Raw genomic sequence first — 11485 nt, forward strand, 5'->3', positions numbered from 1 at the left:
TTGGCCTGGCGTTCCGGACGCGTCCGAACCGACAACAGCGTCGTTCTTTTGTACTGATTTATAGCCAACTGGCCAGAAAGTGGCCAGGGGATCTGCTACCATGCCCACGCCCTTCGTCAGTTGTTCAAGTGAATTGATCATGCCATCCACCGTTATCGGCGGTTTTGCCGCCAACTTCCTGGGCAATGCGCCCACCTGGTACAAACAGGTGATCATTCTGTTTCTGATCGCCAATCCCCTGATCGTCTGGACCTTCGGTCCCGGTGTTGCCGGCTGGGTGTTGGTCGGCGAGTTCATCTTCACCCTCGCCATGGCGTTGAAGTGCTATCCGCTGCTGCCCGGAGGCCTGCTGGCGGTGGAATCCCTGCTGATCGGCATGACCACGCCGGAGGCGGTGTACCACGAGGTGCTCACCAACTTTCCGGTGATCCTGCTGCTGATGTTCATGGTGGCGGGCATCTACTTCATGAAAGACCTGCTGCTGGTGACGTTCACCCAGATCCTGGTGGGGGTACGCTCCAAGTCGGCGCTGTCGCTGCTGTTCTGTTGTGCTGCGGCACTGTTGTCGGCCTTCCTCGATGCGCTGACGGTCACCGCGGTGATCATCTCGGTGGCGGTGGGGTTCTACTCGGTCTACCACAAGGTGGCGTCCGGCAAGGGCTACCACCACAAGGACCACAACGCCCTCAGTGACGACGGTGTGATCGAGCTGCACCGGGAAGACCTGGAAAACTTCCGCGCCTTCCTGCGCAGCCTGCTGATGCACGGCGCCATCGGTACCGCCCTTGGCGGCGTGGCCACCATGGTCGGCGAGCCCCAGAACCTGCTGATTGCCAAGGTGGTGGGCTGGGACTTTGTCGAGTTCTTCCAGAGCATGGCACCGGTGAGCCTGCCGGTGTTGGTGGCGGGGCTGATCACCTGCTGGCTGCTGGAGAAGCTGCGCTGGTTCGGCTATGGCACCCGCCTGCCCAAGCCGGTACGCCAGGTGCTGGAGGAATTCGCCGACAACGAGCGTTCCAAGCGCACCAAGGCAGACCAGGCGGCCCTGTGGGTGCAGGCGCTGGCGGCGGTGGTGCTGGTGATCGGGCTGGCCTTCCACCTGGCCGAGGTGGGACTGATCGGGCTGCTGGTGATTATCCTGATCACCGCCTTTACCGGGGTCACCGATGAACATCAGATCGGCAAGGCGTTCCAGGAGTCGCTGCCATTCACCTCGCTGCTGGTGGTGTTCTTCGCCATCGTGGCGGTGATCCACGAGCAGCACCTGTTCAAGCCGATCATCGATTTGGTGCTGAGCCTGCCGGAAAGCAGCCAGCCGGCCTGGTTCTTTGTTGCCAACGGCGTGCTGTCGATGATCAGTGACAACGTCTTTGTGGCCACGGTGTACATCAGCGAGGTCAAGCAGGCGCTGGATGCCGGCACCATCACCACCGAGCACTTCCAGAACCTGGCGGTGGCGATCAACACCGGCACCAACCTGCCCAGCGTGGCCACCCCCAACGGCCAGGCGGCGTTCCTGTTCCTGCTGACCTCCGCCATTGCGCCGCTGGTGCGGCTGTCCTACGGTCGCATGGTGGTGATGGCGTTCCCGTATACGGTGGTGATGGGCACGGTTGGCCTGTTTAGTGTCATCCAGATGATTTAAAATCCCCGGTCCCAGTTGCCCGCCCTGGTTGTTTCGTGACCAGGCGCGGGCATTGTCGTCTCTAGCACACTGATTTTTCCGGATTCCTCATGATGAAAACCATCAAAACCGAGTGGTTGTCGAACATTCGCGGCGACCTGCTCTCCGGCATTGTTGTGGCCCTGGCCCTGATTCCCGAGGCCATTGCGTTCTCCACCATTGCCGGCGTCGACCCCAAAGTGGGGCTTTACGCATCGTTCTGTATCGCCGTGGTAATCGCCTTCGCCGGCGGCCGTCCCGGCATGATCTCCGCCGCCACCGCCGCCATGGCCCTGCTGATGGTGGACCTGGTGAAAGACCACGGCCTGCAGTATCTGCTGGCGGCCACCATCGTCACCGGGGTGCTGCAGATTCTTGCCGGCTACCTGCGGCTGGGGGAGCTGATGCGCTTCGTCTCGCGCTCGGTGGTGACCGGCTTCGTCAACGCCCTGGCGATCCTGATCTTCATGGCCCAGTTGCCGGAGCTGACCGGCGTCACCTGGCACGTCTACGCCATGACCGCCGCTGGCCTGGGCATCATCTACCTGTTCCCGTACGTACCGGTGGTGGGCAAGGTCCTGCCGTCGCCGTTGGTGTGCATCATCCTGCTGACCATCGTGGCGGTGTTCCTCAACCTCGATATCCGTACCGTCGGCGACCTCGGTGAGCTGCCGTCGACCCTGCCGATCTTCCTGTTTCCGGACGTTCCGCTGAACCTGGAGACGCTGTGGATCGTGCTGCCGTACTCCGCCTCGATGGCGGTGGTTGGGCTGCTGGAGTCGTTGATGACCGCCACCATCGTTGACGACCTCACCGACACCGAAAGCAACCGCAACCGCGAGTGTCGCGGCCAGGGCATCGCCAACATCGGCGCCGGCCTGCTCGGCGGCATGGCCGGCTGTGCGATGATCGGTCAGTCGATCATCAACGTGAAGTCCGGTGGCCGCACCCGGCTGTCCACCCTCACCGCCGGTATTGTGCTGCTGATCATGGTGGTGGTGCTTGATGACATCCTGGTACAGATCCCGATGGCGGCGCTGGTGGCGGTGATGATCATGGTGTCCATCGGTACCTTCAGCTGGGATTCTTTCCGCAACCTCAAACAACACCCGATATCCACCAACATCGTGATGATTGTCACGGTGATTGTGGTGGTGGCAACCCACAATCTGGCGTTCGGGGTGTTTGCCGGCGTACTGCTGGCGGCGATGTTTTTCGCCAACAAGGTGGGCCACTTCATGCTGGTCAAATCCGACCTGGACGAAGCCAGCCGCAGCCGCAGCTACACCGTGGTGGGCCAGGTGTTCTTCAGCTCGTCGGAGAAATTCCTGTCCTCCTTCGACTTTAAGGAAGGGGTGGATCGTGTTGTGATAGACCTCAGCCGGGCCCATTTCTGGGACATCACCGCCGTCGGCGCCCTCGACAAGGTGGTGCTCAAGTTCCGCCGTGAAGGGGCCGATGTCGAGGTGATTGGCCTGAACGAGGCCAGCGCCACCATCGTTGACCGCTTCGGGGTGCACGACAAGCCCGAAGGCGTTGACCAGCTGATGGGCCATTGAGCCTGCCGACACCGACAACAGGGATTGAGGTAGCGAGGTAACGATGAAGCAAGTAGTAGGCTGTATCGATGGTTCCCGGGCCGCGCCGGCGGTGTGTGACTACGCTGCCTGGGCCAGTGGGCGCCTGGACGCGCCGCTGACGCTGTTCCACGTACTGGACCAGGACCGCTACCCGGCGGAAACCGACCTGGCCGGCAGCATTGGCCTGGGTACCCGTGAGCATCTGCTGGAGGAGCTGGCGGAGCTGGACCAGCGCCGGGGCAAACTGGCGCTGGAACAGGGCCACCACATGCTGCAGGCGGCGGAACAGCGGGCGCAGGCGTTCGGTGTCAATGATATCCACCAACGCCAGCGCCACGGTGACCTGGCCGACTCCCTGCTGGCGATCGAGGACAGCACCCGTCTGCTGGTGATGGGGCTGCACGGTGAAAGCAGTACCGATCGGGATATCCACATCGGCAGCCAGCTGGAGACCGTGCTGCGTCAGGTCCACCGGCCGGTGTTGCTGGTGCCGGACGAGTACCGCGAACCCCGCAGCGCCATGCTGGCCTTTGACGGCAGCCCGACCACCCGCAAGGGGCTGGAGATGCTGGCCCAGAGCCCGCTGTTCCGCGGCTTTTCCCTGCACCTGGTGATGGTTGGGGCTGACACCAACGATCAGTGGGAGCAGCTCAAGCAGGCGGAGCAGGTGCTGGCACCGTTGCAGACCGAGATCCACCTGGCGATCCGCCCCGGCGACGTGGAACAGGCCCTGCACCAGTACCAGCAGGAGCACGACATCGAGCTGATGGTGATGGGGGCCTATGGCCACAGCCGCATTCGTCAGCTGTTCATGGGCAGCACCACCACCAACATGCTGAAAACCTCTACCACACCGCTGTTGGTGTTACGCTGAGGTGAGTGTAAAACTTGACGCATCGTGGTCACGGAAGTTTGACCCAGTCGGGGGTATTGTTGGCCTGATCTGATACCCTCCGGTTTCACAATGGCGCAGGCAGTACCAGCAGCAGGAGCGGACGGTGATCAGTGGCGTGGACAACAGGCAGACGGGCCGTTGGGGGTGGTTACCCCTGCTGCTGCTATGGTTCTGCCTGCCCGCCCAGGGACTGGCGAGCGAAGACCGGGTGCTGCGCATCGGCTATGTGGAGTTCCCGCCGCTGGAATACCAGAACAGCAACCGCCGCGCGGCGGGCAGCTTCATTGAGCTGACCCGCAAGGTGGCAGCCGAGGCCGGCTACCAGGTGGAGTTCGTCTACCTGCCCATCTCCCGCACCTATTTCTATCTCAAGAACGGCGTGATTGACCTGTGGCCTGGGCTGACGGAAGTCCCGGAACTGCAGGGCTATGTGCTGGAAAGCGCGGTGACGCCGATCCCGGTCAAGCTGTCGGCCTGGTCGCTCCGGGACACGCCGCCGGTCACCCGTTTCGAGACCTTCAACGAGCAGATCCTGATCCTCATCTCCGGCTACACCTACGGTGGTCTGGTGGATTACCTGGAGCAATCCGACAACATCCGGGTGTCTTACGCTCCCAATCACCTGGCGGCGCTGTACATGCTGGAGCGCAATCGCGGTCACTACCTGTTGGATTACCAGTTTCCGATTCGTGAAGTGATGGCGGATTACGACATTGAGGGCCTGCGCGAGCACCCGCTGCGCACCCGCTACACCGCCTGGCTGTTCTCCCGCCAGAGCCCGGGGGCAGAACGCATCCGGCGCCGGTTCGACGACGCCTACCGACGCCTGGCCGAGCGCAACGAGGTACCGCCACCGGTGACCCGGGGTCAAAGTTATCTGTTGCCCGGCTTCCCCGCTCTTAGCGAGTGAGTGGTTACTTTTTCTCTTGGCCTTCTAGGGTGTGATCAGTTCAATGTCGCCGTACCAGGCGGTGGCTGAGTCACCGGTGTTGTCGGCATCCGACATGATGCCGATACCGACGATCCGTGGCGGCGCCTTGCCGAAGGCCTGGCGGTAATCCGCCACCAGGTCCCGTTCCACCATGACCCACTGCCCCACCCGTTCCGAGCCGCTGGTCACCGCCACCATCATGGTCTGGTCGGTGTAGGGGTTGGCCACCATCCGGCCCTGCGGTAGCCGGTTGGCCCAGATGTAGTTGAGGGCATTGCCCGGCAGTTCCTCCCCGAACAGCGCCCTGACGGTGCCGCGCTTGAGGCGCTCGAAGAAGCCGGCGCGTTCTTCCTCGAACCGGAACGCCACGTAGAGCCGCGCGGGGTAGTCGTCGCCGTCTTTGCGGCGGGCGTCGCCGGCCTGGTAAACGTTGCTCACCTTCCAGCGCCAGCGCAGGAGCAGCCGCTCGCCGGGGTCAAGGTCCAGGCGGGCGATCAGGCCGGAGGCACCGCCATCGGTGCGGGCTTCCACCACCTGGGTGCCCTGGGAATCGCGCACCAGCCGATATTCGCTGTGGTGCTCGATGTTGGGGAACGTCAGTGGCATCCACTCCGGCGTCAGGGTATCGAGCCGGGAAAATGCCGCCGGCGCGGCCGTGGCCGACAGGCAAAAAATCAGGCTTATCATCATCGCCAGGGCCGCTAACACCTTGTTTCGATTCATGCCGATTCCCCCGTTTTGGGCACTGACCGGTGGATTGCCGAAAAGTGCCTTGTTGAAGTCATGATCGGTGTATATAGTGTTGTTGTTCTTGGTTTGATACCAGATATAGTGATTAAGGCGTAACCAAAGCGGTGAGGAAATCACCAGTCACAACGCCAGATCACGCTGTATCGGGAATCCGGTGAGACTCCGGAACTGACGCGCAGCGGTATTGGGGAACGAGCGAGGCACGGTGCCAGGCACCAGACACTGACCGCAACCGGTTGGGAAGTCGCCCCGCAAGGCGGTTCGATCACGAACCCTGCCCCTGAGTCCGAAGACCACCAGGAACAACGAGCTTATTGCTCAGTAACTGCACCTTCGCGTCACAGGTGAGCAGAGTCGAATTGAAGTGGGGGCATACCGCTGGGGAACAGATCTGAACTCTGTCCCCTGCCCGATGTCGCAGCCTGTCTGGGGAAAGCTTTGTCGTCGGGGGCAGATTTCAGATCTGTCCCCCTGCTCATGTCCCCACCACGGTTGCTCGCCCCATCTCTCGCTCTCCTGCCGACGTGAAGGTCACGGACTTTCAACGCGCACTCAGGAGACACAGCATGTCCGCCGCCACGGCCGATCCCCAGCTCAACACCGATTCCCTGCAGGTTATCAAACGTAACGGAACCCTGGTCAGCTTCGACGCCGCCAAGATCAGCGTCGCCGTTACCAAGGCATTCCTGGCGGTGGAAGGCGATCAGGCGGCCGGCTCTGCCCGCATCCACGACAGCGTTGCACGGGTGACCGAGCAGGTGATTCAGGCCATCAGCCGCCGTCTCAAGGCCGGCGGCAAGGTCCATATCGAAGACATCCAGGACCACGTTGAACTGGCGCTGATGCGTGCCGAAGAGCAGAAAGTGGCCCGTGCCTACGTACTCTACCGCGAAGCCCACGCCCAGGAGCGGGCCAGCCGCGAGGCCCCGGTGGAAGCGCACCCAAGCCTGACCGTGAAACAGACCAACGGCAAGGTGGCACCGCTGGACCTGGGGCTGATGAAGTACCAGGTGGAGCAGGCCTGTGAGGGCCTGGACGGCGTCGACGCCACCTCGGTGGTGGACGAGGCTCTCAAGGGCCTGTACGACGGCATTCCCGAGGCCGATGTGTTGTCCGCCCTGGTGATGACCGCCCGCAGTCGCATCGAGCAGGAGCCGGACTACTCCCAGGTCACCGCCCGCCTGCTGCTGGAACAGCTGCGAGTCGAGGCCGCCGTTGCCCTCGACCTGCCCCTGCAGGAATCCCTGAAGGCGGTCTATCCCCAGGCCCTGACCGCGTTTGTTCACGCCGGCATCCGCTACGAACTGCTGGACGAGGCGCTGGCGGCGTTCGACCTGGAGCGCCTGGGCGCGGCACTGATTCCGGAGCGCGACTACCAGTTCGGCTTCCTCGGCCTGCAGACCCTGTACGACCGTTACTTCCTGCACTGGAACGGCGACCGTCTGGAACTGCCCCAGGTGTTCTTCATGCGGGTGGCCATGGGCCTGGCGCTGCGGGAAGACGACCCCAACGCCCGCGCCATCGAGTTCTACAACCTGCTGTCGTCCTTCGACTACATGGCGTCCACGCCAACCCTGTTCAACAGCGGCACCCAGCACAGCCAGCTGTCGTCCTGCTACCTCACCACCGTCAGTGACGACCTGGAAGGCATCTACGGTGCCATCAAGGACAACGCCCTGCTGTCCAAGTGGGCCGGTGGTCTTGGCAACGACTGGACGCCGGTAAGGGCGCTGGGTTCCCACATCAAGGGCACCAACGGCAAGAGCCAGGGTGTGGTGCCGTTCCTGAAAGTGGTCAACGACACCGCGGTGGCAGTGAACCAGGGCGGCAAGCGCAAGGGCGCGGTGTGTGCCTACCTGGAAAGCTGGCACCTGGATATCGAGGAATTCCTCGAACTGCGCAAGAACACCGGTGACGAGCGCCGCCGCACCCACGACATGAACACCGCCAACTGGGTGCCGGATCTGCTGATCGAGCGCATGCGCCGGGACCAGGACTGGACCCTGTTCAGCCCCAGCGACGTGCCGGACCTGCACGACCTCTACGGCAACGCTTTCCGCAGCCGTTACGAGGAATACGAGGCCATGGCCGAGCGCGGCGAACTGCCGCTGCACAAAAAGATCCCGGCCAAGCAGCTGTGGCGCAAGATGCTCACTGTGCTGTTTGAGACCGGTCACCCGTGGATCACCTTCAAGGACCCCTGCAACCTGCGCTCACCGCAGCAACACCAGGGCGTGGTGCATTCCTCCAACCTCTGTACCGAGATCACCCTCAACACCAGCGCCGAGGAAATCGCCGTCTGTAACCTGGGCTCGGTGAACCTGGCCGCCCACATCAAGGATGGCGAGCTGGACGTGCAGCGTCTGGAGCAAACCGTGAACACCGCGGTGCGGATGCTCGATAACGTCATCGACATCAACTTCTACGCCGTGCCCCAGGCTCGCGAATCCAACCTGCGGCACCGTCCGGTGGGCATGGGCCTGATGGGCTTCCAGGACGCCCTGTATCAGCTCAAGCTGGCCTACTCCAGCCCGGAAGCGGTGGAATTCGCCGACCTCGCCATGGAGCAGATCAGTTACTTCGCCATCCGCGCCTCCGCCGAACTGGCGGCCGAGCGCGGCGCCTACCCGACCTACCAGGGCTCGCTGTGGGATCAGGGCATTCTGCCCATTGACTCGATCAACCTGCTGGCGGAATCCCGCCAGGACGGCGACCTCAGCGTTAACACCGAAGCGAAGCTGGACTGGGCGCCGGTGCGGGAGCTGGTGGCCAAGCACGGCATGCGTAACTCCAACGTCATGGCCATCGCGCCGACCGCGACCATTTCCAACATCGTCGGTGTGTCCCAGTCCATCGAGCCGGCGTACCAGAACCTGTTCGTGAAATCGAACCTGTCCGGCGAGTTCACCGTGGTGAATCCGTCCCTGGTCGCCGACCTCAAGGCCGAAGGCCTGTGGGACAACGTCATGGTCAACGACCTCAAGTACTTCGACGGCTCGGTGCAGCAGATCGAACGCATCCCGGCCGAGATCAAGGCCCGTTACGCCACCGCCTTCGAGATGGACGCCCGCTGGCTGGTGGAAGCCGCCGCCCGCCGCCAGAAATGGCTGGACCAGGCCCAGAGCCTCAACCTGTACATGGCCGAGCCGTCCGGCAAGAAGCTCGACGCCCTGTACCAGCTGGCCTGGGAACGCGGCCTGAAAACCACCTACTACCTGCGCTCCCTGGGCGCCACCGGCGCCGAGAAATCCGCCCCGGTGCAGGCTGCTCCGGCTCCGCAGGTGTGCTCCATCGACAACCCGGACTGTGAGGCCTGTCAGTAAGCCGTTTGTTTTCACTGAGGTAACTGAACAGTTCTGAGGAACGGGCTGGGAATCTTTTTCAGGACCGTCGCTGGCCATGGACGGCCAGCGTCGAGCCCTACAGGGACGTATTCACGGGCGTATCCTGAAAAAGGTTCGCAGACCGGTTCCGGCACCAAAACCAAATCGCCTACGCCGACACCAAGCTTCTGAGGACCACCACCATGCTCGATTGGGACGACGACTCCACCCCCAAGCAACCGCAAGCCGGCAACCCCGACGGCCCGCGCCCGGTCAACGTTGACGACAAGCGTGTGATCAACGGCGAGACCGACATCAACCAGCTGGCACCGTTCAAGTACCCCTGGGCCTGGGAGTACTTCATGAACGCCAACAAGAACCACTGGACCCCGCTGGACATCAACATGGCCCAGGACGTCCACGACTACCACCACCGCCTGAGCGCGCCGGAGAAGCACGTCTACGAGAACGTGCTGGCCTACCTCACTACCTCCGACATCCTCGCCATGCGCAACATCGGCCTGGCGGTGATGGAGAAGATGAGTGCCCCGGAACTGCAGATCTACCAGGCCCGCCAGGTCTACGAAGAGGCCCTGCACACCTGGACCTACCAGCACTGCATCGAGACCCTCAACCTCGACCAGAGCGAGATCTACAACCGCTATCGGGTGGTGCCGGAGATCAACCAGAAGATCCAGGTGGCCAACCGTCGCCTCGATGCCGCCATGCGGTCCGACATGAACCTGCGCAACCCGGACGACCTGCAGGACTTCATCATGTCCTACCTGTTCTTCGCCGCGGTATTCGAAGGCTGCTGGTTCTACAACGGCTTCAGCCCGATCTTTGCTCTGCAGCGTCGCGGCCTGATGCGCGGCACCGGCGAGCAGCTGCAGTACATCCTGCGGGACGAGGCCATGCACTTCTCCTTTGGCCTGAAAGTGGTGAACCAGATCCTGGAAGAAGAGAACATCACCCTCGACCCGAAGGCGGTACGGGAGATGTGGGACGAGTCCGAAGCCGCCGAGAAAGCCTACGCCGACTACATCCTCCGCGACCCGATCCTCGGCTACTCCGCCGAGTACCACAGCGAACAGTTCCGTTTCGTTGCCAACCGTCGCGCCCGCACCGTCGGCCTGGAAGAACCGTTCCCCGGCGCCAAGAACGTGTCGCCGTGGCTCGACGAACAAGCCAACATGCGCAAAGAGAAGAACTTCTTCGAGACCCGGGTGATCGAGTATCAGACCGGGGCCCAGTTGGAGTGGTAAGCCCTTACTGACCGTTAACCCAACGGACTGCGTACGCCTGCAAAGCCCTGGCCCAGCACATGGGTGTAAATCTGGGTGGTGCGCAGATCCGCGTGGCCGAGCAGATCCTGCACGGTACGGATGTCATTGCCACGTTTCAGCAGCTCAGTGGCAAAGGTGTGCCTGAAGGTATGGCAACCCGCCCGTTTGCCAATCCCTGCTTCACTTACCGCCCGACGAACTGCCCGTTGTACGGAAGAAATGTGGCGGTGGTGGCGGGCAACATTACCCAGGTTGTCGGTACTGAGTGAAGGCGATGGAAATAGCCATTGCCACTCCAAAGAGTTACCTGCGTTAGGGTATTTCCTGGCCAAAGCGTACGGCAAGCTGACCGGGTGCTGATACAACTCGTCTTTCTGCTTCCAGGCCCTCTGCAAGTCGCCAATATGGTTCTGCAGCGGCACAACAAGCGGTGTCGGTAGCAACGTCGTCCTGTCTTTCGCACCCTTGCCGTCACGCACTGTAATTACCTGGTGATTGAAGTCCAGGTCTTTGATCCTGAGACGACAGGCTTCGGTCACCCGTAGACCGGAGCCGTACATCAACGAGGCAATAAGGTGATCAGGATGATTTAGCCTCTCAATAATGCGCATGGCTTCGTCATGGGTAAGGACCACAGGCAATTTTCGAGGCTTTTTCGACCGAACCACATCACCAATATCGCCCAAAGGTCTGTCCAAAACCTTGTCATAAAGGAACACCAGCGAGTTCAAAGCCTGGTCTTGGGTAGCTGCTGCAACTTGCCGATGTACAGCAAGCCAGGTCAGGAATTCATTGATCTCTCTGGAGCCCATATCCAGTGGGTGCTTCATCTGATGGAAGCGAATGAAATACCGAATCCAGTACCAGTAGGACTTTTCAGTACGAATGCTGTAGTGATTGACGCGAATAACGTCGCGGAACTGATCACGCAAACGAAGTTGTTTCCCTTCCATGGGGCTATCTCCAGTATCTGTATATTCATGGCTCTTCACTTATCCGTGTGGGTTAGGAGCCATAGGCAGTCCGCCATAGTGAAACAGTATCGCCCGCTTGAACC

The 11485-nt window shown here is 61.8% G+C and carries 8 protein-coding genes and 1 riboswitch; of the genes, 6 read left to right on the forward strand and 2 right to left on the reverse strand.

Translation table 11 applies throughout. The features are described from left to right. Positions 1-139 precede the first annotated feature (139 nt). From nhaB to MLD24_RS15510, 4 genes are all read left to right on the forward strand, one after another. Positions 140-1645, forward strand: coding sequence for a sodium/proton antiporter NhaB (nhaB, locus tag MLD24_RS15495; protein ID WP_248167774.1), 1506 nt, complete (start codon positions 140-142; stop codon positions 1643-1645). Positions 1646-1734: 89 nt separating this feature from the next. Next, positions 1735-3222: a SulP family inorganic anion transporter gene (locus MLD24_RS15500; RefSeq protein ID WP_248167776.1), complete on the forward strand. Its 1488-nt coding sequence runs from the start codon at positions 1735-1737 to the stop codon at positions 3220-3222. 43 nt (positions 3223-3265) lie between these two features. Further along, positions 3266-4117 (forward strand): universal stress protein, encoded by an 852-nt coding sequence (locus MLD24_RS15505; protein WP_248167779.1) that lies wholly within the window; start codon positions 3266-3268, stop codon positions 4115-4117. A gap of 136 nt (positions 4118-4253) precedes the next feature. Next, a complete protein-coding gene (locus tag MLD24_RS15510; protein ID WP_248167782.1) occupies positions 4254-5048 on the forward strand; it encodes a substrate-binding periplasmic protein in 795 nt (264 codons plus the stop codon). 24 nt (positions 5049-5072) lie between these two features. On the opposite strand, the gene MLD24_RS15515 is transcribed toward MLD24_RS15510, so the two are convergent. After that, positions 5073-5792, reverse strand: a complete 720-nt coding sequence (locus MLD24_RS15515) for a DUF3047 domain-containing protein (protein ID WP_248167785.1) — start codon at positions 5790-5792, stop codon at positions 5073-5075. Between the two features lie 172 nt (positions 5793-5964). Next, positions 5965-6114: riboswitch (cobalamin riboswitch) on the forward strand. A gap of 271 nt (positions 6115-6385) precedes the next feature. On the opposite strand from MLD24_RS15515, the gene MLD24_RS15520 reads away from it, so the two are divergent. Together MLD24_RS15520 and MLD24_RS15525 are read left to right on the forward strand one after the other, a co-directional pair. Then, on the forward strand, positions 6386-9142 hold the full coding sequence (locus MLD24_RS15520) for a ribonucleoside-diphosphate reductase subunit alpha (protein WP_248167787.1): 2757 nt from the start codon (positions 6386-6388) through the stop codon (positions 9140-9142). Positions 9143-9345: 203 nt separating this feature from the next. Beyond that, positions 9346-10407, forward strand: a complete 1062-nt coding sequence (locus MLD24_RS15525; RefSeq protein WP_227173054.1) for a ribonucleotide-diphosphate reductase subunit beta — start codon at positions 9346-9348, stop codon at positions 10405-10407. Between the two features lie 14 nt (positions 10408-10421). Here the strand turns inward: MLD24_RS15525 and MLD24_RS15530 are convergent, their stop codons facing one another. Next, positions 10422-11381, reverse strand: coding sequence for an integron integrase (locus tag MLD24_RS15530; RefSeq protein WP_248167790.1), 960 nt, complete (start codon positions 11379-11381; stop codon positions 10422-10424). Positions 11382-11485: the final 104 nt, after the last annotated feature.

It is taken from the genome of Marinobacter xestospongiae, from assembly GCF_023156385.1.
GTDB classification, from domain to species: Bacteria; Pseudomonadota; Gammaproteobacteria; order Pseudomonadales; family Oleiphilaceae; genus Marinobacter; species Marinobacter xestospongiae.

Bases quoted from the DNA above. Each gene is read 5' to 3' on its own strand.
- MLD24_RS15505 (WP_248167779.1), top strand. From the start codon at position 3,266: ATGAAGCAAGTAGTAGGCTGTATCGATGGTTCCCGGGCCGCGCCGGCG.
- nhaB (WP_248167774.1), top strand. From the start codon at position 140: ATGCCATCCACCGTTATCGGCGGTTTTGCCGCCAACTTCCTGGGCAAT.
- MLD24_RS15520 (WP_248167787.1), top strand. From the start codon at position 6,386: ATGTCCGCCGCCACGGCCGATCCCCAGCTCAACACCGATTCCCTGCAG.
- MLD24_RS15530 (WP_248167790.1), bottom strand. From the start codon at position 11,381: ATGGAAGGGAAACAACTTCGTTTGCGTGATCAGTTCCGCGACGTTATT.
- MLD24_RS15515 (WP_248167785.1), bottom strand. From the start codon at position 5,792: ATGAATCGAAACAAGGTGTTAGCGGCCCTGGCGATGATGATAAGCCTG.
- MLD24_RS15525 (WP_227173054.1), top strand. From the start codon at position 9,346: ATGCTCGATTGGGACGACGACTCCACCCCCAAGCAACCGCAAGCCGGC.
- MLD24_RS15500 (WP_248167776.1), top strand. From the start codon at position 1,735: ATGATGAAAACCATCAAAACCGAGTGGTTGTCGAACATTCGCGGCGAC.